The organism is Pantoea sp. SORGH_AS_0659, assembly GCF_031453915.1.
GTDB classification, from domain to species: domain Bacteria; phylum Pseudomonadota; class Gammaproteobacteria; order Enterobacterales; family Enterobacteriaceae; genus Pantoea; species Pantoea leporis.
Genome location: NZ_JAVJAK010000001.1, coordinates 3732754 through 3752919, shown reverse-complemented (window position 1 = coordinate 3752919; position 20166 = coordinate 3732754). Strand labels below are relative to the sequence as shown.

13 protein-coding genes, 2 tRNA genes and 2 pseudogenes are annotated in these 20166 nt (G+C 55.8%); 11 read left to right on the top strand and 6 right to left on the bottom strand.

Annotation, left to right across the window (positions count from 1 at the left end; translation table 11 throughout):
* Positions 1-64 precede the first annotated feature (64 nt).
* Together Q3H59_RS17710 and fes are read right to left on the bottom strand one after the other, a co-directional pair.
* Positions 65-3978 (bottom strand): annotated as a pseudogene (locus Q3H59_RS17710) (enterobactin synthase subunit F).
* Entirely contained in the window at positions 3963-5192 is a 1230-nt protein-coding gene (gene fes, locus Q3H59_RS17705; protein ID WP_137385058.1) for an enterochelin esterase, read from the bottom strand. Before fes ends, Q3H59_RS17710 begins: the two are co-directional and overlap by 16 nt.
* A 259-nt stretch (positions 5193-5451) precedes the next feature.
* Here fes and Q3H59_RS17700 point away from each other — a divergent pair, with 259 nt between their 5' ends.
* The gene (locus Q3H59_RS17700; RefSeq protein ID WP_192412510.1) at positions 5452-7722 is read left to right on the top strand and encodes a TonB-dependent siderophore receptor; all 2271 of its coding nucleotides are present in this window, start codon (positions 5452-5454) and stop codon (positions 7720-7722) included.
* A gap of 6 nt (positions 7723-7728) precedes the next feature.
* On the opposite strand, the pseudogene pmrB reads toward Q3H59_RS17700, so the two are convergent.
* From pmrB to dacB, 3 genes and pseudogenes are all read right to left on the bottom strand, one after another.
* Positions 7729-8791 (bottom strand): annotated as a pseudogene (gene pmrB, locus Q3H59_RS17695) (two-component system sensor histidine kinase PmrB).
* Positions 8788-9450, bottom strand: a complete 663-nt coding sequence (gene pmrA / locus Q3H59_RS17690) for a two-component system response regulator PmrA (RefSeq protein WP_192412507.1) — start codon at positions 9448-9450, stop codon at positions 8788-8790. The pseudogene pmrB and the gene pmrA overlap by 4 nt, the downstream one beginning before the upstream one ends.
* Positions 9450-10883 (bottom strand): serine-type D-Ala-D-Ala carboxypeptidase, encoded by a 1434-nt coding sequence (gene dacB, locus Q3H59_RS17685; protein ID WP_137386837.1) that lies wholly within the window; start codon positions 10881-10883, stop codon positions 9450-9452. Before dacB ends, pmrA begins: the two co-directional genes overlap by 1 nt.
* A 246-nt stretch (positions 10884-11129) precedes the next feature.
* On the opposite strand from dacB, the gene greA reads away from it, so the two are divergent.
* Positions 11130-11606, top strand: coding sequence for a transcription elongation factor GreA (greA, locus tag Q3H59_RS17680; RefSeq protein ID WP_101762255.1), 477 nt, complete (start codon positions 11130-11132; stop codon positions 11604-11606).
* A 126-nt stretch (positions 11607-11732) separates the two neighbouring features.
* Here the strand turns inward: greA and yhbY are convergent, their stop codons facing one another.
* The gene (yhbY, locus tag Q3H59_RS17675) at positions 11733-12026 is read right to left on the bottom strand and encodes a ribosome assembly RNA-binding protein YhbY (RefSeq protein WP_007886683.1); all 294 of its coding nucleotides are present in this window, start codon (positions 12024-12026) and stop codon (positions 11733-11735) included.
* Between the two features lie 125 nt (positions 12027-12151).
* Between yhbY and rlmE the strand changes: the two genes are divergently transcribed.
* The 9 genes from rlmE (at position 12152) to nusA (ending at position 20165) form a co-directional block, all read left to right on the top strand.
* On the top strand, positions 12152-12781 hold the full coding sequence (gene rlmE, locus Q3H59_RS17670) for a 23S rRNA (uridine(2552)-2'-O)-methyltransferase RlmE (protein WP_007886684.1): 630 nt from the start codon (positions 12152-12154) through the stop codon (positions 12779-12781).
* A 175-nt stretch (positions 12782-12956) separates the two neighbouring features.
* Positions 12957-14864 (top strand): ATP-dependent zinc metalloprotease FtsH, encoded by a 1908-nt coding sequence (ftsH, locus tag Q3H59_RS17665; RefSeq protein ID WP_036620266.1) that lies wholly within the window; start codon positions 12957-12959, stop codon positions 14862-14864.
* Positions 14865-14994: 130 nt separating this feature from the next.
* Positions 14995-15828, top strand: a complete 834-nt coding sequence (folP, locus tag Q3H59_RS17660) for a dihydropteroate synthase (RefSeq protein WP_101762254.1) — start codon at positions 14995-14997, stop codon at positions 15826-15828.
* Positions 15829-15831: 3 nt separating this feature from the next.
* Positions 15832-17166, top strand: a complete 1335-nt coding sequence (gene glmM / locus Q3H59_RS17655; protein ID WP_101762253.1) for a phosphoglucosamine mutase — start codon at positions 15832-15834, stop codon at positions 17164-17166.
* Positions 17167-17380: 214 nt separating this feature from the next.
* Entirely contained in the window at positions 17381-17716 is a 336-nt protein-coding gene (gene secG, locus Q3H59_RS17650; RefSeq protein WP_007886689.1) for a preprotein translocase subunit SecG, read from the top strand.
* A gap of 49 nt (positions 17717-17765) precedes the next feature.
* Positions 17766-17852: transfer RNA gene (locus Q3H59_RS17645), tRNA-Leu, on the top strand.
* A 59-nt stretch (positions 17853-17911) separates the two neighbouring features.
* Positions 17912-17988, top strand: a tRNA-Met gene (locus tag Q3H59_RS17640).
* Between the two features lie 212 nt (positions 17989-18200).
* A complete protein-coding gene (gene rimP / locus Q3H59_RS17635) occupies positions 18201-18653 on the top strand; it encodes a ribosome maturation factor RimP (protein WP_137386838.1) in 453 nt (150 codons plus the stop codon).
* A 24-nt stretch (positions 18654-18677) separates the two neighbouring features.
* A complete protein-coding gene (gene nusA / locus Q3H59_RS17630; protein WP_101762251.1) occupies positions 18678-20165 on the top strand; it encodes a transcription termination factor NusA in 1488 nt (495 codons plus the stop codon).
* Position 20166: the final 1 nt, after the last annotated feature.

Here is a 20166-nt window from a genome sequence, read left to right as displayed (position 1 = left end):
GAACACCTGTCTACCATGTCCCCGGACTGTACAGCGGGAGAGGGTTAGGGTGAGGGAAAGATCGCTATCCCAACAACCGCTGCAACAACGGTCCAATCTGCTCAAACATCTGCGGTGAAATGATCTCCACGTGGGCGCAATCCATCGGCCACACTTCCAGTTCACCGATATATGGCGCCCAGGCGCGGCGCGCATCTTGTCCTGGCTGCTGCGTCTGTTCGGCGAGGAACAGCGTGGCGCGACCGTTGAAACGCGCGCTGCGTGCGGTTGCCAGCAGGCGCACCGAACTGGCGTAGTTGGCCTCGATGGTATCGAACATCGCGCGCATCTCTTCACCGGCCTGATGGCGCGCTGCGCGGCGATAAACAGCTCGCGCTCGCGGTTCACCTCTTCCAGCACCGCCGGATCCAGCACGTTCTCGCCGCGTTTCTCATCCCAGTTTTGCGTTTCTGGTGGCCAGGTATCCAGCAGGCCGAGGAACGCCACCTCTTCACCGGCTGCTTCCAGCCGTGCCGCGATGCCTTGCGCCAGGGTGCCGCCAAGCGAATAGCCGAGGAAATAGTAAGGTCCGTGCGGCTGCACGACGCGCAGGGTTTGCAGATGGGCGTCGCACACGTCATCCAGATGCGCGCTTTGGTTCAGCGGGCTGCTGATATCCGGCGACTGAATGCCGACCAGAGACCAGCGCGCATCGAGATAACGCTGCAGGATGCTGAATTGCCAGGCAAACCCTGACGCCGGATGGAAGCAGAACAGCGTTGGTCCGTTGCCCTGACGCAGCGGCAGCACCGCTTCGAAACCGGCTTGCTGATGGGATTGCGTATCACTGAGCAGCGTTGCCAGCTTCTCCACCGTGGAGGCCACCATGATTTGTCCCACCGACACCGGCTGTTGCAGCTCACGGCGCAGCTGCGCCGCTAAGCGCATCGCCAGCAGCGAATGGCCGCCGAGGGCGAAAAAGTCATCCTGCGCGCTGATTTCCTCGCGCGCCAGCAGCTGACAGAAAGCGTTTGCCAGCATGGTTTCCAACCCAGCGTGCGGTGCACGTCCCGCACTGGCGCTGGCGGATGCGGGCAACGGCAGCGCTTTGCGATCCAGCTTGCCATTGCTGCTGAGCGGGAAGGCGTCGAGCTGCACAATGGCTACCGGCACCATATGCGCGGGCAAGCGTTGCGCCAGCGCCTGACGCAGCGCGTCGCGATCAACCGGCTGTCCGGCAATCACGTAACCGACCAGCTGACGCGCATCACCTTGCGCTGCCGTGCCGCCAAGCACCACCGCGTGTGTGACCGCCTGCTCAATGCCGGGCTGCGCGCTGAGCACATGATCGATCTCATTCAGTTCGATACGCTGACCGCGAATCTTCAGCTGATCGTCGCTGCGACCGAGATATTCCACCGCGCCGTTATCCAGCCAGCGCGCCACGTCGCCGGTGAGATACATGCGCTCGCCGGGCATGAAAGGATCGGCGATAAAGCGGCTGGCGGTGAGATCGGGACGGCCGAGATAGCCATGCGCCAGCTGCACGCCGGTTAAGTAGAGATCGCCCGCCACGCCCGGCGGCACCGGCTGCATGCGGGCATCAAGGATGCGCAGGCCGGTATTCCACACCGGGAAACCAATCGGCACGCTGGCACCTTCGACGGCGGCCAGGGCAGCACCAAACGCCGGATACCAGCTGACATCCACCGCCGCTTCGGTTGGGCCATACAGATTGTGCAGCGGCACGCGCGTCAGTTTTTCCCACTCGCGCGATAAATCCGTCGGCAGCGCTTCACCGCTGCAGAACACGTTACGCAGGCTGGCGCAGCGGGCAATCGCCGGTTGATCATCCAGCGCCGCGACAAAGGCCGCCAGCATCGAGGGAACGAAATGCGTGGTGGTGACTTGGTAGCGGGCAAACAGCTGCTGCAGCGCTTCCGGGTCGCGATGGGCTTCTGGCGGTGCCATCACCAACTGCGCACCGACCAGCAGCGGCCAGAAGAATTCCCACACCGAAACGTCGAAGCTGCTCGGGGTTTTTTGCAGCACCACGTCGTCGGCTTGCAGCGGATAGCGATCCTGCATCCACAACAGGCGATTGACGATGGCTTCATGCCCCACCAGCACGCCTTTAGGGCGACCGGTCGAACCTGAGGTGTAAATGATGTAGGCGCCATCCTGCGGCGTCGGCGCGCTGGCCGGCTGCGGTGCAGGGGCATTGTGATACAGCACATCAAAATGCAGCTGATTGACCGACGCGATGGCGCTGAAGCGCGCGCTGAGCGCTGCGCAGGTGATCAGCGTTTTTGGCGCGGCGTCTTCCAGCATCAGCTGTAAGCGGTCATCCGGATAACCGGTGTCGAGCGGCAAATAGGCAGCGCCGAGCGAAACAATCGCCTGCAGCGCCAGGGAGAGCTGCACCGAACGCGGCAGCGCCACGGCGACAATATCGCCACGCTGAACGCCGGCGGCGCTGAGATCGGCGGCCAGCGCAAACACCTGCTGTTGCATCGCGCGATAGCTAAGCTGATGCTGCGCATCGGCCAGCGCCGGTGCATCGGGGGTGCGTGCCGCCTGCTGCGCTAACAGTGACGCCAGCGTTTCTGCTGGCAGCGGATAGGCGGTTTGGTTGATTGCGGCAATCTGCGCATGCTCTTCGGCAGTGAGCAGATCGAGTTCGCCGCACGGCCGCTGCGGCTGTTGCGCCAGCTGATCGAGCAGCAGGGCAAAGCGGCTGGCATGACGCTGCAAGGTTTGTTCGCTATAGCGTTCGGCATTGGCCAGCAGCTCCAGCGTCAGTTCACCGTGCTCGCTGATGTAAATGGCGATCTCCAGATCGCGCACCGGCCCGGACGCCAGTTGATGGGTGATGCCTTCCACGCCAGCGAAATCGAGCTGGTAGTCAAACATCTTCAGGTTGATCACCGGACCGTACAGCGGATCGCCATCGCCGAGGCGGCCGAGATCGCGCTGCACCTGTTCGGCGTCATAGCGCTGATGACGACGCATCTTTTTCACTTCACCCGCGAGCTGCGCGGCGAGCGCGCCGATCGGCTGCACGGGATCGTAATGGATTGCCATCGGCAATACGTTGATCACCGGACCGGTGGCGCACAAGGCGGCCGAACCGATGCGGCGCATAAAGATGAAGCCAGCGGCAAAGTCGTTTTGCCCGCTGAGACGCGCCAGCCACAGCGCCACCAGCGCAAAGGCGAGATCGGCCGCGCTGGCGTGCGGATGCTGCTGCACCAGCGTCTGGAAAGTGCTGCGATCCAGCGTAACGCTATGGCGCAGCAGATCGGTGCTGGCATGTTGTCCGGCGAGCGGCAGCGGCGAGAGCGAAGCCGGTGAGGGCAGCGCCGCGCCTTTTTCGCGCCAGAACTGGCTGTCACGCGCAAAAGAGGAGGATTCGCGGTAGCGCTGATACTCGTCCACCACTTCGCTAAACGGAATAAACGGCGTCGGTTCAGCGGCTTGCTGGCGTACGGCCGCGCTGTAGAGATTGGCGATGCGGCGCGTCAGCGCGGTAAAGCTGAAGCCATCCACCACCAAATGATGGTAGCGCTGATACCAAAACCAATGCTGATCGTCGAGACGGAACAGGCGGTGATGCCACAGCTTTGCGCCGCTCAATACGCGCAGATCGCCATTCATATCGTCACGCATCAGCGCGCGCGCTTTGGCGGGCGCATCGGCCTCCGCGCGCAAATCGACAATCTGCGGCAGGCTAAAGGCGTGTGGCTGCGGCCACTGCAACGCTTCGCCTTCCACCTCACCAAAGGCCATATTCAGCGTGTCGGCTTCCTGCATGCCCGCAACGATCGCCTGCGCCAACAGGGCGCTGTCAATCTCACCGCGCAGTTCGACAAAGTGCGCCACCGCGTAAGCGTTGTGGTGAGGTGACAGCTGATCGGCAATCCAGATGCCGGGCTGTGCCGCGACTAACGGCAAGGTTTGTTGGTCGGTCATAGGCTTATTCATCAGGGATTCGGACATGGATGCTCCGGTTTGCTCCACAGCGCTTGCAGGCCATTCAGCAGGCCGCCGCGCCAACAGAGCGCGTCATGGCCGCCTTCCACCGGCAGGTAATTCACCTGATAGCCGGCAGCGCTAAGCTGCTGTTGAAGTTGTTGATTAGCTTGCAGAATCAAGCCTTCGCGTTTGCCCGCTTCGAGCCAGAAACGCAGCGGTTGACGCGGTGCAAGACCGTTATCCAGCGCCTGCAGCAGCCAGCCGTGCGGATTGCCGCGTTCCGGCCACCAGAAGGAGCCCGATAAGCTGAGCGCGTTGCCAAAGGTTTCCGGCCAGTGCAGCGCGGCAAACACCGACGCCAGGCCGCCAAAGCTTTGTCCGGCGACGATGGTACTGTCCGCCTGCTGGCGATAAGGCGTTGATTGTGCAACTTGCGGTAACAGTTCTTGCTGAATGGCTTGCCAAAACTGCGCGTTACACGGCAGCTCGCGGCTGCGGTGTTCGCGGTCAATGATGTCGATAAACAGATACACCGCTGGCGGCAAAGAACCGGCATCAGTGAGCTGCTGCAGCGGTCCGGCAATCGGCATGCTGTGCGCCCAGAATTGCCCGTCAAGCATGATGGCCAGCGGACGCTGTGCGGGATTGGCTGCGCCGGTGGTGTAAATCCACACCTTGCGGCTGTTGCCTAATAGCGCGCTATCCCATTGCTGCTGTTGCAGTTCAATGGTTGGCGCTGTGCCGTTATCCACCGCTTGCCACAGCTGTTGATCGGGCGCGTGAGGCAGATGCAGCGGCGAGACGCCCATGCCGCGACCACCGGACCAGCCACGTAAGCTGTTCAAAGGATCGGCTTGTGCCGTCGGGAATTTGTCGCGCCACCAGTTGCGCAGCGTGGACATGTCGGCAACGCCAGTGAAGTCCGTGGCCTGTTCATCGGGCATCAAACAGTAACTGCCGCGCCAGTTGGCGGGCAGCGAGGTCTGCCAATACCAGACGTTGGTGCCCGCCACACGCATTAACGACTGCGGCGGGCGGCGCTGGTGGTGATCGGTCACGCCGGTAATGTTAATCCACACGCGCTGGGTCGACGATTGCGTCTCATCGCCTTGCGGATCACGCCAGAAGAAGGTGACCTGACATTGGCCATCGTCTACTAACTCAATGCGGGGAATACCTTGGGATTGTTGCGCCTGCCACCAGGCCGCACTGCCGGTTACATCATTTCGCCAGGTCATAGGGCTGCCAGTCGGTGTTTACGCGGAGATTTACATAAGCTTGATGAATAATACTATTGATAATAATTTGCATTTGCAATAGGGTGACTGCGCTCAAAAATGAGCACGCCTGTTCCGCCAGAGGCTTACCGTTCGGTAAGGTTGCGCTACGGATGGTTTGAAGGGTCTGGAACTGGGCGCGATATGGACAGGGATCTTCTCACCGGCTCGCCAGTTAAGCATTCAACGGCTTTTTGCTGGCCATCCAGGAACGTATAAAATGAAAAATTACTCACGGTTATCGTTAGCCATTCTGATTGAACTGGGGCTCAGCGCCTCACTGCTTTCCAGCAGCGCCTGGGCAGCAGAGACTTCCTCCAGCAAAACCTCTGCCAGCACGACTGACGCACAATCAATGGACGGCGGCACCTTGATGGTCACCGCGCAGCAGCAGAACCTGCAAGCGCCGGGCGTCTCAACCATTACCGCCGACGAAATCAAAAAACATCCGCCCGCGCGTGATGTGTCTGAAATTATCCGTACCATGCCTGGCGTTAACCTGACAGGCAACTCCACCAGCGGCCAGCGCGGCAACAATCGCCAGATCGACATTCGCGGTATGGGCCCGGAAAACACCCTGATCATGGTGGACGGTATGCCGATCACCAGCCGCAACTCGGTGCGCCTTGGCTGGCGTGGCGAGCGTGATACGCGTGGCGACACCAACTGGGTGCCGCCTGAGATGATCGATCACATCGACGTGATTCGCGGACCTGCTGCGGTGCGTTACGGTAACGGCGCGGCGGGCGGTGTGGTGAATATCATCACCAAAAAACAGACCGATCAGCAGTGGCACGGTTCCTGGAACACCTATTACAACGTGCCGGAACATAAAGCGGAAGGCGCCACTAAGCGCACTAACTTCAGTCTGGAAGGGCCGCTGGGCGATGATTTCAACTTCCGTTTGTACGGTGGTTTAGCCAAAACCCAGGCCGATGCCTATGACATCAACGAAGGGCATGCGGCGGCGCGCACTGGCAGCTATGCGGGCAGCTATCCGGCCGGTCGTGAAGGTTCGGTTAATAAAGATATTAATGCTTTGCTGAGCTGGGCGTTTGCACCGATGCAGACGCTAGAGCTGCAGGCCGGTTACAGCCGTCAGGGCAACCTGTATGCGGGTGATACGCAGAACACCAACACCAGCGCGCTGGTGAAAAGTCTGTACGGTGATGAAACCAACCGCCTGTATCGCCAGAACGTCTCATTGAAATGGACCGGCGCATGGGATAACGGCGTCAGCACCAATACCTACGCGCGCTACGAGAAAACCCGCAACTCGCGTATCAATGAAGGTTTGGCCGGCGGCACCGAAGGCATCTTCTCTAACAGCGGTTTCAACACCATTCAGCTGGATGACGTGCTGCTGCATAGCGAAGTCAGCATTCCGTTTGAGCTGCTGTTTAACCAAACGGCGACGCTGGGTACCGAATGGAACCAGCAGCGCATGAAGGATGGCTCTTCCAACACGCAGGCGGCGAGCTACGGTTCGGTGCCGGGCATCGATAACACCGGTCGCAGCCCGTATTCCCAGGCAGAGATTTTCTCACTGTTTGCGGAAGACAACATGGAGCTGACCGACAGCACCATGCTGACGCCAAGCCTGCGTTTCGATCATCACTCGATTGTTGGCAATAACTGGAGCCCGTCGCTCAACCTGTCACAAGGTTTGGGCGATGACTTCACGCTGAAGATGGGGATTGGTCGCGCCTATAAAGCGCCGAGCCTGTATCAGACCAACCCGAACTACTTGTTGTACAGCAACGGTCAGGGTTGTGCGGCCAGCACCGGCGCCTGTTATCTGCAGGGTAACAGCGACCTGAAAGCGGAAAACAGCATCAATAAAGAGATTGGTCTGGAGTGGAAACACGAAGGTTATCAGGCCGGTTTAACCTGGTTCCGCAACGATTATCGCAACAAGATCGAAGCCGGTTACTCGCCAGTGAGCAAAGCATCCAATGGCACCACAGATATTTATAAGTGGGAAAACGTACCGAAAGCGGTGGTGGAAGGGCTGGAAGGCACCGTCAACGTGCCGTTCTCCGACAGCGTGATGTGGAATAACAACTTCACCTATATGCTGCAGAGTAAGAACAAAGAGACCGGCGATCGTTTATCGGTGATTCCGGAATACACGCTGAATTCGACGCTGAGCTGGCAGGCGACGCAGGATCTGTCGCTGCAAACTACGCTGACCTGGTACGGCACGCAGACGCCGAAGAAGTATGATTACAAAGGGAATCTTTCGACCGGCAGCGCAACGGATAAAGTAAGTCCTTACTCAATTATCGGTATGAGCGGTACCTACGATATCAACAAGTACGCCAGCGTCATGGTGGGCATCGATAACCTGTTCGATAAACGTCACTATCGCGAAGGTAATGCGCAAACCACCGGTAACGCTAACACCAACTCTTATCTGTATGGAGCGGGTGCGAATACCTACAACGAATCTGGTCGTACTTACTTTATGAGCCTGAATACCCACTTCTAACGGCGCTTAGCCAATCAGTTGATGCGGTAAATAGCAGCGGGCAATCAGCCCGCTGCGATCTTCACGGTTCACCAGCTCCAGCCTGCCGCGATGCATCTGCACGATGCGCAGCACGATATTCAAACCCAAAACCGCTGCCGCCATAACGCTGATCGCGACGACGAAACGCCTGTGTTAGCTCTTCCGCAGCGGCGGCTTCAATGCCGGGACCCTGATCCCACACTTCGATGATCACCTGCTGCTGGTCCTGCTGCATCTTCACCGCGACTTCGCTGCCTTCCGGGCTGTAGCGCGAGGCGTTTTCCAGCAGATTGCGCAGCATCAGGCGCAGCAGTACCGCTTCACCTTGCTGCGGCACATCGTCGTTCTGCGGCCAGTGCAGGATTTGCTGACGCTGTTGATACAGCTCGGTCATTTCTGGCTCCAGCGGCTGCATGATGTCCTGTTGCCACTGCAACTGCTGATAGTGACCGCCCGCCAGCGCTTGCCCGGCGCGCGATAACATCAACAGCTGTTCCACGGTATGCATCAACTGATCGATACGTTCAATTAGCATCTCGCTCTGCGGCACGTTCTGGTGGTGGAGCAGCTCGAGATGCAGGCGCAATCCGGCCAGCGGCGTGCGCAGCTCGTGCGCCGCATCGGCGGTGAACAGGCGCTCCTGCTGCAACGTGTGATCGAGGCGTGAAAACAGTTGGTTGATCGAGGTCGTTACCGCCACGATTTCATCCATTTCAGAGTAGATAGGCAACGGTGTCAGATTATCCGCTGAACGATGCGCAAGGCTGTCCTGCAGCGATTTCAGCGGACGAATAATCCAGTTAATCGCCCAAAACGACAGCAGTAAGGTGAGGGCGACCATGACTAAGGAAGGCAGCAGCAACGAGGCAATGGCTTCACGGATCTCATTTTCTACCCGATCGTTACGCGCCTGCGCAGAGAGCGTTTCGTTGACTAAAAAACTGATCTGCTCGCGGCTTTCATGCCACAGCCAGATGGCGCTCATCACCTGACAGGTGAGGAGAATCAGCGCCAGCATAATCAATAACCGCTGACGCATGCTGTTCATTCGCGGATTTCCAGACGGTAACCGACGCCGCGCACGGTTTTGATGCGATCTTTCCCGAGCTTGCGACGCAAATTGTGGATGTGAACTTCGAGAGTGTTGGAGCCGGGATCGTCATTCCAGCTGTAGAGATCCTGTTGCAGCGTTTCGCGGTGTACGTTTTGCCCCACGCGCATCAGTAAGCGGGTGAGCAGTGCGAACTCTTTGGGCGTGATCTCCAGCGGCTGATTTTCCAGCAGAACCTGTTGTGAACTGAGATTGAGCGTCAGATCGCCCTGGTGCAGCAGGTTATCGCTGTGGCCCTGATAACGGCGGATCAGCGCCCGCACGCGTGCCTGCAGTTCAACCAACGCAAACGGCTTCACCAGATAATCGTCAGCACCGGCATCCAGACCATCAACGCGATCCTCCAGCGCATCGCGCGCCGTGAGGATCAGTACCGGCACCGCAATGCCGTCACGTCGCCATTGTCGTAGCAGTGATGCGCCATCGCGATCCGGCAAGCCGAGATCGAGCACGATCAGGCTGTACTGACCGCTACGCAGCAGCGCGTTGCTCTCTGCGGCGGTACTGGCGCAGTCGATGGCGTAGCCTTGCGAGCTTAACGCCTGCGCAAGGCCCGATTGCAACAGCGCATCATCTTCAACGATTAGCAGTTTCATCAGTTGTTCTTGTTGATATCCGTATAGAGGCGGCTCTCAAAACGTACCAGCGGAATGCGGCGCGTTTTCTGATTTTCCGGCGGAACCGCGTAACCGGACAGGAACTGGACAAAGGCGACGCGCGCGCCGCTGGAGGTGGTGATGAATCCTGCCAGATTATAGACGCCCTGCAGCGAACCGGTTTTCGCCGAGACTTTGCCATCCAGCCCTGCTTCATGCAGACCGCCGCGATATTGCAGCGTGCCGTCATAACCAGCCAGCGGCAGCATCGAAATGTAATTCAGCGTCGAATCATTTTTCGCAATGTATTGCAGCACTTGCATCATGGTCTCTGGCGCGATCAGGTCATGACGCGACAGCCCGGAACCATCAACCTGAATGCTGTTGCCGAGATCGACCCCGGCTTTTTCGCGCAGAATACGACGTACCGCATCTGAACCCGCGCGGAAGGTGCCCGGCACATTGAAGTAATGATGGCCGATGGTGCGGAACACGGTGTCGGCAATCATGTTGTCCGACTTCTTCAGCATAGTGTGCAGCAGCGTGTGCAGCGGCGCTGATTGTGTTGAAGCCAACACGGTACCCGGCGACGTCACTTGCGCCTGGCGAACCAGATGACCGCTGTAATCAATATCGGCGGCGCGCAGCTCGGCTTTAAGTATCTCACCGGCCCACGCAGCACCATCCTGCACGGCAAAGGCCAGCGGCAGCGGCTCTGAACGTTGACGCATGCAGCCGGTTAAGGTGTAACGATTGAGCTCGCCTGGCACCACATCCAGCTCGCAATATTGTCCGTCACCGCTGTTGCGGCCAATGGTGCGCACCTGACTAAACATGTGGGCCGGATAATAGGAGGCGATACGCACAAAGGCGTTTTCGCCCGGTGTATTGGCGCTATATAGCGACACGGAGAAACAGTTTTTATCGACGATGGCCGCTGCCGGTGGCGCACTGAAGCACTGCGTCAAATCGTTCCACGGCCAGCCTGGCGCCATATCGTGGCTGGCGAACACCGAGGTGTCGATCACCAGATTGCCCTTAATATGGGTGATGCCCTGCTTTTTCAGCGCTGTGACCATGTTGCGCAGATCCTGGCGGCTCAGCGTAGGATCGCCGCCAAATCGTGCCACTAAATCACCATTTAGGGTGCCGTCATTGACCGCTCCTTTGGTTTCCATGGTGGTCTGGAAACGAAAATCGGGCCCGAGCTCTAGTAAAGCCGCCAGCGCTGTCACCACTTTCATGGTGCTGGCCGGTAACGCCATCTGTTTGCCGTGATAATCGATTATCGGGGTGGATGCGCCCACTTTTTGTACCATCAGCGCCAGGTTTGCGCCGTCTGGCAAATACTGCATGTATTCTTCAACGGGAGCTGCTTGTGCCTGCAGCATAAACGCACAGGTTAATCCGGTAACAAGTCGTGAAAATCGCATAATCTCGCGGTAACTGACGGGTGAGGGCGTCAATACTACGTCCCCGGACGGTGCAAAGTAAACGATGACCCACAGGGAACTCTGGGGTAAAATACGTATCAAAATGCAAAACCGAACCTGACCCGGAAAGCTTTCCGGGTCAGGCTTCTTTTGCTTGTGAAAAGAGGTAACGCGCTGCAGAAGCTATTTTCTGCTGTCACCGGTCAGGATGACGCCGTTAACCAGGATAGATGACGAGGAGCCAAAATGAATCAGATTCCGATGACGTTGAAAGGCGCTGAGAAGCTGCGCGAAGAGCTGAACGAACTGAAAACTGTGAAGCGTCCGCGCATCATCGCCTCCATCGCCACAGCCCGTGAGCACGGCGATTTGAAAGAGAATGCCGAATATCATGCGGCTCGCGAAGAACAGGGTTTCTGCGAGGGGCGTATTCAGGAGATTGAAGCCAAGCTTTCCAATGCGCAAGTCATTGATGTGACTGCCATGCCGAAAACCGGTCGCGTAATTTTTGGCGCTACCGTGACCATCCTCAATGTGGATACGGAAGAAGAGTTCACCTATCGCATCGTGGGTGACGATGAAGCTGACTTCAAGCAGAACCTGATTTCAGTGAATTCGCCGATGGCGCGTGGATTGGTTGGAAAATCAGCCGACGATGTCGCGATTGTGAAAACCCCAGGCGGGGATGTGGAATATGAAGTTCTGAAGGTGGAATACCTTTAAGATATTGCTACGCTTTGCAATATGTCGCTGCATTTTGTAAAGAAAGGAAAAAGGCCGCATTGCGGCCTTTTATCACATGCAGGAGCGTGGCACTTTCTTTGCCCGTCGCCGCCTTTAAAGGCATGATTAACGCGGAAGAGTAATTTTACGCTCTTTGGCAGGGCGATACAGCACCAGCGTGTTGCCGATTACCTGTACGTTGCCTGCTTTAGTTTCACGCACGATAGCGTCCACGATCAGCTGCTTAGTTTCACGATCTTCCGAGGCAATTTTTACCTTGATCAATTCGTGATGCTCGAGCGCCAGTTCGATTTCGGCAAGCACGCCTTCGGTCAGGCCATTTCCGCCCAGCATGACAACCGGCTTAAGCGGATGGGCAAGGCCTTTCAGGTGCTGTTTTTGTTTGGTACTCAGATTCATCGTATTTTTTGCTTACTCAGGGATTGAAAACGGTTCATTCTACCGCCATCTCGGGTATATCGCCAAATCAACGCGACCATTGCGTGCTGATTTATCGCTACGATGACGATTTAATTGGAAAAATTATGACGGGTAAAAAGCGTTCGGCCAGTTCCAGTCGCTGGCTACAGGAACACTTTAGCGATAAATATGTGCTGCAGGCACAGAAAAAAGGGTTACGTTCGCGTGCCTGGTTTAAACTTGAAGAAATTCAGCAGGGTGACAAGATTTTCAAACCCGGGATGACGGTTGTTGATCTCGGTGCGGCACCCGGCGGTTGGTCGCAATACGTGGTTCAGCTTATCGGATCAAGTGGTCGTATCATCGCCTGCGATCTGTTACCAATGGATCCGATTGTCGGCGTTGATTTTTTGCAGGGCGATTTTCGTGATGAGGCGGTACTTAACGCCTTACTGGAGCGCGTTGGCGACCAAAAGGTGCAGGTGGTGATGTCTGATATGGCACCCAACATGAGCGGTACACCTGCGGTTGATATTCCACGTTCGATGTATTTGGTAGAATTGGCGCTGGAAATGTGCCGGGATATCCTGGCCCCAGGCGGCAGTTTTGTCGTGAAAGTGTTTCAGGGAGATGGCTTCGATGAATACCTGCGGGAAATTCGCTCCCTGTTTACGAAAGTAAAAATTCGTAAGCCGGACGCTTCGCGATTACGTTCGCGCGAAGTGTACATTGTGGCGACGGGGCGCAAACTTTAGCCCGAATTGCCGGAATCAAAGCAAGACGACCAATGCGTTTACTCTGATGTGTAATTCTGAGTTTCAGGGTAAACAAGCAAAATCATCCGCACTGCGATTCCAGGTATGAAGGATCTATAGTACCCTACGCTGTCTGTTAACATCGTTGTAATATGAGGTTAATCCCTTGAGTGACATGGCGAAAAACCTGATTCTCTGGTTAGTCATCGCGGTCGTGCTGATGTCTGTATTCCAGAGCTTTGGGCCCAGCGAGTCGAATGGCCGTAGGGTTGATTATTCAACTTTCCTATCGGAAGTGAACCAAGATCAGGTCCGCGAGGCACGAATTAACGGGCGTGAGATTAACGTTGTCAAAAAAGACAGCAATAAATACACCACCTATATCCCCGTCAACGATCCTAAGTTACTCGATAACCTGTTGACCAAAAACGTCAAAGTCGTTGGCGAACCGCCTGAAGAACCAAGCCTGCTGGCCTCCATCTTCATCTCATGGTTCCCAATGCTGCTGCTGATTGGCGTGTGGATCTTCTTTATGCGGCAGATGCAGGGCGGCGGCGGCAAGGGCGCGATGTCCTTCGGCAAGAGCAAAGCCCGCATGCTGACCGAAGATCAGATTAAAACCACTTTTGCTGACGTGGCCGGTTGTGATGAGGCCAAAGAAGAAGTCGGTGAGCTGGTTGAGTATCTGCGTGAGCCGAGCCGTTTCCAGAAGCTGGGCGGTAAAATTCCGAAAGGCGTCCTGATGGTCGGCCCTCCGGGTACCGGTAAAACGCTGCTGGCGAAAGCGATTGCTGGTGAAGCCAAAGTCCCGTTCTTTACCATTTCCGGTTCTGACTTCGTGGAAATGTTTGTCGGTGTTGGTGCATCTCGTGTGCGTGACATGTTCGAACAAGCGAAGAAAGCGGCACCGTGCATCATCTTTATCGATGAAATCGATGCGGTTGGCCGTCAGCGTGGCGCCGGTTTAGGCGGTGGTCACGATGAACGTGAACAAACGCTGAACCAGATGCTGGTTGAGATGGATGGCTTTGAAGGTAATGAAGGCATCATCGTTATCGCGGCAACTAACCGTCCAGACGTACTTGACCCGGCGCTGCTGCGTCCAGGCCGCTTCGACCGTCAGGTTGTGGTGGGTCTGCCAGACGTGCGTGGTCGTGAGCAGATTCTGAAAGTCCATATGCGTCGTGTGCCGCTGGCAACCGATATGGATCCATCAGTCATCGCACGTGGTACACCTGGTTTCTCCGGTGCGGATTTGGCTAACCTGGTCAACGAAGCTGCGCTGTTTGCTGCTCGCGGCAACAAGCGTGTTGTTTCGATGGTTGAGTTTGAAAAAGCCAAAGACAAAATCATGATGGGTGCGGAACGTCGCTCCATGGTGATGACCGAAGAGCAGAAAGAATCGACGGCTTATCATGAAGCGGGTCACGCGATCGTGGGTACGCTGGTTCCGGGTTACGATCCGGTGCACAAGGTCACCATCATTCCGCGTGGTCGTGCTCTGGGTGTGGCTTTCTTCTTGCCAGTAGGCGATGAGATCAGTGCCAACCGTCAGAAGCTGGAAAGCCGTATTTCTGTGGCTTACGGCGGACGTCTGGCGGAAGAGATCATTTATGGTCCGGACTATGTTTCTACCGGTGCTTCATCTGACATCAAAATGGCGACCAGCGTAGCACGCAACATGGTTACGCAGTGGGGCTTCTCTGAGAAGCTGGGTCCATTGCTTTACGCTGAAGAAGAGGGCGAAGTGTTCCTCGGTCGCTCAGTGGCGAAAGCAAAACACATGTCAGATGAAACGGCGCGCATTATCGATCAGGAAGTTAAACACCTTATCGATACCAACTATCAGCGTGCACGCCGTATTCTGAATGAAAACATGGACATCCTTCACGCGATGAAAGACGCGCTGATGAAGTATGAGACCATCGATGCACCGCAGATCAGCGATCTGATGGCACGCCGCGAAGTGCGTCCACCAGCAGGTTGGGAAGAGGCGAAAGTTGCTGTGGGTAACGGCGACTCTACGCAGGCTCCACGTCCTGTTGATGACCCGAAAACGCCGGGTTCAGACAAGATCATGTGATGGCATTCTGGCGGGAGGCGTTGCTCACCGCCAGTTCTCCCTCCCGCAATACTTGTTACAATGCAAACCCCGGTCAGTCCGGGGTTTTTTACATTCCGCGATTCAGTGATTCCTCAAGGAGATTCTCGCCATGAAGTTGTTCGCCCGTGATTCCCATCTCGATCTCTCTTTTCCCCATGTGATGGGTATTTTGAATGTCACGCCGGACTCTTTCTCTGATGGTGGAAGTCACAACACGCTGGTCGATGCGCTGACGCACACCAATGAAATGGTGAATGCCGGTGCCACCATTATTGATGTGGGCGGTGAATCAACGCGTCCGGGCGCTGATGAAGTTAGCGTGGAAGAGGAGCTGGCACGCGTTATTCCGGTGGTGGAAGCCATCGCGCAGCGTTTTGAGGTGTGGATTTCGGTCGATACTTCCAAGCCAGAAGTAATCCGTGAAGCGGCGCGAGTGGGTGCTCACATTATCAATGACATTCGTTCTTTGTCCGAACCGGGCGCGCTGGCGGCGGCGGCAGAAACAGGCTTGCCGGTGTGTCTGATGCATATGCAAGGAGAACCGCGCACCATGCAGCAGGCACCGGAATATAGCCACATCGTGAGCGAAGTGGATGCTTACTTCGCTGCACAGATTGCGCGATGTGAAGCCGCCGGCATCAAAAAAGATAACCTGATGCTCGATCCTGGCTTCGGTTTCGGTAAGAATCTCAGCCACAACTATGAACTGCTGGCCAACCTCAGCCATTTCCACCACTACGGCTTACCGCTGTTGGTAGGAATGTCACGCAAGTCGATGGTTGGGCAGTTGCTAAATGTCGGTCCGGCCCAGCGTCTGACCGGAAGCCTCAGCTGTGCGGTGATTGCCGCCATGCAAGGGGCGCAAATTATTCGCGTGCATGATGTGAAAGAGACTGTCGAAGCGATGCGCGTCGTCGAAGCGACACGGAGAGCAAAAGGATAAAGCATGAGTAATCGTAAATATTTCGGTACAGATGGGATTCGCGGCAAAGTCGGTGAAGCACCGATTACCCCTGATTTTGTACTCAAGTTGGGCTGGGCGGCGGGTAAGGTGCTGGCGCGCCAGGGTTCACGCAAAGTATTGATTGGTAAAGATACGCGTATTTCAGGCTATATGCTGGAATCGGCACTGGAAGCGGGCCTGGCGGCGGCGGGATTGTCAGCGGCCTTCACCGGCCCGATGCCGACACCTGCAATTGCTTATCTGACCCGCACTTTCCGCGCGGAAGCGGGTATTGTCATTTCAGCTTCTCATAATCCCTTTGACGACAATGGCATCAAATTCTTCTCGGCTGAAGGTACCAAGCTGCCGGATGAAGTTGAAGAAGCCATCGAACTGGAGATGGAAAAGCCGATCACCTGCGTAGAGTCGGCTGAACTGGGCCGCGCCAGTCGCATTGTCGATGCTGCTGGTCGTTACATCGAATTCTGCAAAGGGACTTTCCCAAGCGAGCTGAGCCTGAATGGGCTAAAGATTGTGGTCGATTGTGCGAATGGCGCGACGTATCACATTGCGCCTAATGTGCTGCGTGAGCTGGGTGCGAATGTGATTGCTATCGGCGTGCAGCCGGATGGCATGAACATCAACAAAGATTGCGGTGCGACCGATCTGCGTTTGCTGCAGCATCGCGTATTGGAAGAGAAGGCCGATCTCGGACTGGCGTACGACGGTGATGGCGACCGCATCATGATGGTTGACCATTTAGGTCACAAAGTCGATGGCGATCAAATTCTCTACATCATTGCGCGTGAAGGGCTGCGTCAGGGCCAGCTGCGCGGTGGAGTGGTGGGGACGTTAATGAGCAACATGGGTCTGGAACTGGCGCTGAAACAGCTGGGTATTCCGTTTACCCGTGCGAAAGTTGGCGACCGCTATGTGCTGGAAAAAATGCAGGAGAAGGGCTGGCGTCTAGGAGCCGAAAACTCCGGTCACGTCATTCTGCTGGATAAAACCACCACCGGCGACGGCATCGTAGCAAGTTTGCAAGTGCTAACTGCAATCGTACGCAACCATATGACGCTACATGACTTGTGCAGCGGCATGAAAATGCTGCCGCAGATTCTGGTCAATGTGCGCTTCGCTGGCGAGCACGATCCGCTGGAAAGCGAAAGCGTGAAAGCTGTCACTGCGGAAGCTGAAAAAACGCTGGCGGGACGCGGTCGCGTGTTGCTGCGCAAATCCGGCACTGAACCCCTGATTCGTGTGATGGTGGAAGGTGAAGATGAGGCGCAGGTCAGTGCGCTGGCGCATAAAATCGCGGATGCAGTAAAAGCGGTGTAAGTTTTCAGGCGGGGAGTTTTTAAACTTTCCGCCTGCAAAATCACCGGGATGGTGCTTTTTTCCGCAATCGAAAGCGATGGTGAAAATTGCACTTGCAGAGGTATGTGCCTTTGGTTAGTATTCACACCCGCTTCTGATGGGTGATGACGAGACTCCCCATCGATATTGGTTGAAGCTTTAACTGTGCAGATACGCGCAAGGAAACAGGTTGATTATGTACGAAGCTCTGTTAGTTGTTTTCCTTATTGTAGCGATTGGCCTCGTGGGTTTGATCATGCTGCAGCAAGGCAAAGGCGCTGATATGGGAGCCTCATTCGGTGCAGGCGCTTCTGGTACGCTGTTTGGTTCAAATGGGTCTGGCAACTTTATGACTCGTATGACCGCGGTACTGGCTACGCTGTTCTTCATCATCAGCCTGGTTCTGGGTAACCTGAACAGTAATAAAACAGCCAAAGGTAGCGAGTGGGATAACCTCACTGCGCCGGCGCAGTCTGAACAGCAGACTCAGCCAGCTAAACCGGCAACACCGGGCAATGATATCCCGCAGTAAGATCGTCAACGCTGTAGTGCGATAAAACAACGTCGCAGTCTAGTGATGTACCGAGGTGGTGAAATTGGTAGACACGCTACCTTGAGGTGGTAGTGCTCGAAAGGGCTTACGGGTTCAAGTCCCGTCCTCGGTACCAAATCTCAGTTTAACTTGCATTTTTTGCAAGGTCGGCGTATTATTCGCCACGTTTTCGGACGCGGGGTGGAGCAGCCTGGTAGCTCGTCGGGCTCATAACCCGAAGGTCGTCGGTTCAAATCCGGCCCCCGCAACCACTTTCCCTTAGAGTTCTTTTTCAAATATACTGTATGCATCGACGGACGCAATCTCAGTGATTTTTGAAAAAAATTCTTTTGGATTGTGCTCCGAAGCCGCTATGCGGCGTACAGGGTCCAGTCACAAAAAGCCCCGAATATTCGGGGTTTTTTGTTATCAGGAAATCGAAACACTGGGCTATAGGCCCTTTTTTTATGTCTTGGGGGTGGGCTTGTCCACATTAGAGCAAAAATTGACAGAGTTGATCTCTGCTCCAGTAGAAGCGCTTGGCTACGAATTAGTCGGTATTGAGTTTATTCGTGGTCGCACATCAACCCTGCGCATCTATATTGATAGTGAAGAGGGTATCAATGTTGATGATTGCGCCGATGTTAGCCACCAGGTTAGCGCAGTAATGGATGTGGAAGATCCAATTACCGTGGCTTACAACCTTGAAGTTTCCTCGCCGGGTCTCGAACGTCCTCTTTTCACTGCTGAACACTATGCACGTTTTGTCGGTGACGAGGTGAGCCTGGTACTACGCATGGCCGTACAAAACCGCCGTAAATGGCAGGGTATCATCAAGTCTGTTGAAGGCGAGATGATCACGGTGACCGTTGAGGGTAACGATGAAGTGTTCGCGCTGAGCAACATTCAGAAAGCGAACCTGGTCCCCCACTTTTAAAAGTCCGGATTGAGGCTAACCAGGATGAACAAAGAGATCTTAGCTGTAGTAGAAGCCGTTTCTAACGAAAAAGCCCTGCCGCGTGAGAAAATCTTCGAAGCGCTGGAGAGCGCTTTGGCCACTGCGACCAAAAAGAAGTATGAGCAAGAGATCGAAGTGCGTGTCAGCATCGATCGCCGCAGCGGCGATTTCGACACCTTTCGTCGCTGGCAGATTGTAGAAGAAGTCACGCAGCCGACTCGCGAGATCACGCTGGATGCAGCCCGTTATGAAGACGAAGCGTTCAATCTGGGCGAATTTGTCGAAGATCAGATTGAATCTGTCACCTTCGACCGTATCACCACCCAAACTGCTAAGCAGGTTATCGTACAAAAAGTACGTGAAGCTGAGCGTGCAATGGTGGTTGATCAGTTCCGTCAACACGAAGGCGAAATCATCACCGGCGTGGTGAAGAAAGTGAACCGTGACAACATTTCACTGGACCTCGGCAGCAATGCTGAAGCCGTGATTTTGCGTGAAGACATGCTGCCGCGTGAAAACTTCCGTCCAGGTGATCGTATCCGCGGTGTGCTGTATGCCGTTCGCCCTGAAGCGCGTGGCGCGCAGCTGTTCGTCACCCGTTCTAAACCAGAAATGCTGATCGAGTTGTTCCGCATTGAGGTGCCAGAAATTGGCGAAGAAGTTATCGAGATCAAAGCGGCAGCGCGCGATCCGGGCTCACGCGCCAAAATCGCGGTGAAGACCAACGATAAACGTATTGATCCAGTGGGCGCTTGCGTCGGTATGCGCGGTGCGCGTGTCCAGGCGGTTTCGAGCGAGCTGGGTGGCGAGCGTATCGACATTGTGCTGTGGGACGACAACCCGGCGCAGTTCGTTATCAACGCTATGGCGCCAGCCGATGTGGCGTCAATTGTGGTGGATGAAGACAATCACACCATGGATATCGCTGTTGAAGCCGGCAATCTGGCTCAGGCGATCGGCCGTAACGGCCAAAACGTGCGTCTGGCTTCCCAACTGAGCGGTTGGGAACTAAACGTGATGACCGTCGATGATCTGCAGGCTAAGCACCAAGCTGAAGCCCATGCAGCGATCGATATGTTCACCAAACATCTCGACATCGACGAAGAGTTCGCCACCATTCTGGTGGAAGAGGGCTTCTCTTCGCTGGAAGAATTGGCTTATGTGCCAATCAACGAGCTGCTGGAAATCGACGGCCTCGATGAAGAGACCATTGAAGCCCTGCGTGAACGAGCAAAAAATGCGTTAACCACCCTGGCATTAGCGAAAGAAGAGAGCCTTGGTAATCAGGAGCCCGCTGAGGATCTTCTGAATCTTGAGGGCTTGGATCGTGCGCTGGCGTATCGCCTGGCGTCGAAAGGCGTTTGCACGCTGGAAGATCTCGCTGAGCAAGGTGTTGACGATCTGACAGATATTGAAGGGCTGGATGACGAGAAAGCCGGTGCGCTGATTATGGCTGCACGTAATATCTGCTGGTTCGGCGATGACGCGTAAT

Excerpts from the sequence above, each read along its gene's own strand:
- fes (WP_137385058.1), bottom strand. The coding sequence starts at position 5,192 with ATGACCTGGCGAAATGATGTAACCGGCAGTGCGGCCTGGTGGCAGGCG.
- Q3H59_RS17700 (WP_192412510.1), top strand. The coding sequence starts at position 5,452 with ATGAAAAATTACTCACGGTTATCGTTAGCCATTCTGATTGAACTGGGG.
- pmrA (WP_192412507.1), bottom strand. The coding sequence starts at position 9,450 with ATGAAACTGCTAATCGTTGAAGATGATGCGCTGTTGCAATCGGGCCTT.
- dacB (WP_137386837.1), bottom strand. The coding sequence starts at position 10,883 with ATGCGATTTTCACGACTTGTTACCGGATTAACCTGTGCGTTTATGCTG.
- greA (WP_101762255.1), top strand. The coding sequence starts at position 11,130 with ATGAATCAGATTCCGATGACGTTGAAAGGCGCTGAGAAGCTGCGCGAA.
- yhbY (WP_007886683.1), bottom strand. The coding sequence starts at position 12,026 with ATGAATCTGAGTACCAAACAAAAACAGCACCTGAAAGGCCTTGCCCAT.
- rlmE (WP_007886684.1), top strand. The coding sequence starts at position 12,152 with ATGACGGGTAAAAAGCGTTCGGCCAGTTCCAGTCGCTGGCTACAGGAA.
- ftsH (WP_036620266.1), top strand. The coding sequence starts at position 12,957 with ATGGCGAAAAACCTGATTCTCTGGTTAGTCATCGCGGTCGTGCTGATG.
- folP (WP_101762254.1), top strand. The coding sequence starts at position 14,995 with ATGAAGTTGTTCGCCCGTGATTCCCATCTCGATCTCTCTTTTCCCCAT.
- glmM (WP_101762253.1), top strand. The coding sequence starts at position 15,832 with ATGAGTAATCGTAAATATTTCGGTACAGATGGGATTCGCGGCAAAGTC.
- secG (WP_007886689.1), top strand. The coding sequence starts at position 17,381 with ATGTACGAAGCTCTGTTAGTTGTTTTCCTTATTGTAGCGATTGGCCTC.
- nusA (WP_101762251.1), top strand. The coding sequence starts at position 18,678 with ATGAACAAAGAGATCTTAGCTGTAGTAGAAGCCGTTTCTAACGAAAAA.